Raw genomic sequence first — 1,613 nt, forward strand, 5'->3', positions numbered from 1 at the left:
TGTTACCTGATGCTTAGAGGCTTTTCCTGGAAGCAGGGCATTTGTTACTTCAGCACCGTAGTGCCTCGTCATCACACCTCAGCGTTAAAAGGTACCGGATTTACCTGGAACCTCCGCCTACATGCTTAAACCGGGACAACCGTCGCCCGGCTAACATAGCCTTCTCCGTCCCCCCTTCGCAGTAACACCAAGTACAGGAATATTAACCTGTTTCCCATCGACTACGCCTTTCGGCCTCGCCTTAGGGGTCGACTCACCCTGCCCCGATTAACGTTGGACAGGAACCCTTGGTCTTCCGGCGAGCGGGCTTTTCACCCGCTTTATCGTTACTTATGTCAGCATTCGCACTTCTGATACCTCCAGCATGCCTCACAGCACACCTTCAACGGCTTACAGAACGCTCCCCTACCCAACAACGCATAAGCGTCGCTGCCGCAGCTTCGGTGCATGGTTTAGCCCCGTTACATCTTCCGCGCAGGCCGACTCGACCAGTGAGCTATTACGCTTTCTTTAAATGATGGCTGCTTCTAAGCCAACATCCTGGCTGTCTGTGCCTTCCCACATCGTTTCCCACTTAACCATGACTTTGGGACCTTAGCTGGCGGTCTGGGTTGTTTCCCTCTTCACGACGGACGTTAGCACCCGCCGTGTGTCTCCCGTGATAACATTCTTCGGTATTCGTAGTTTGCATCGGGTTGGTAAGCCGGGATGGCCCCCTAGCCGAAACAGTGCTCTACCCCCGAAGATGAGTTCACGAGGCGCTACCTAAATAGCTTTCGGGGAGAACCAGCTATCTCCCGGTTTGATTGGCCTTTCACCCCCAGCCACAAGTCATCCGCTAATTTTTCAACATTAGTCGGTTCGGTCCTCCAGTTAGTGTTACCCAACCTTCAACCTGCCCATGGCTAGATCACCGGGTTTCGGGTCTATACCCTGCAACTTAACGCCCAGTTAAGACTCGGTTTCCCTTCGGCTCCCCTATACGGTTAACCTTGCTACAGAATATAAGTCGCTGACCCATTATACAAAAGGTACGCAGTCACACCACGAAGGTGCTCCCACTGCTTGTACGTACACGGTTTCAGGTTCTTTTTCACTCCCCTCGCCGGGGTTCTTTTCGCCTTTCCCTCACGGTACTGGTTCACTATCGGTCAGTCAGGAGTATTTAGCCTTGGAGGATGGTCCCCCCATATTCAGACAGGATACCACGTGTCCCGCCCTACTCTTCGAGTTCACAACCTGTGTGCTTTCGTGTACGGGACTGTCACCCTGTACCGTGCGACTTTCCAGACGCTTCCACTAACACACAAGCTGATTCAGACTCTGGGCTGCTCCCCGTTCGCTCGCCGCTACTGGGGGAATCTCGGTTGATTTCTTTTCCTCGGGGTACTTAGATGTTTCAGTTCCCCCGGTTCGCCTCGTTAACCTATGTATTCAGTTAACGATAGTGCAACGAATTGCACTGGGTTTCCCCATTCGGACATCGCCGGGTCAAAGGTTCATATCACCTCGCCGGCGCTTTTCGCAGATTAGCACGTCCTTCATCGCCTCTGACTGCCAGGGCATCCACCGTGTACGCTTAGTCGCTTAACCTCACAACCCGAAGATGTTTC

At 53.1% G+C, this 1,613-nt stretch carries 1 rRNA gene; it reads right to left on the reverse strand.

The annotated features are described in order from the left end of the window. Nucleotides 1–1,593 (reverse strand): 23S ribosomal RNA (locus USF70_RS21685); the annotation flags it as partial. Nucleotides 1,594–1,613 lie beyond the last annotated feature (20 nt).

The sequence above is a fragment of the Enterobacter sp. 237C8 genome, assembly GCF_034106865.1.
In the GTDB taxonomy this organism is placed as follows: Bacteria; Pseudomonadota; Gammaproteobacteria; order Enterobacterales; family Enterobacteriaceae; genus Enterobacter; species Enterobacter asburiae_B.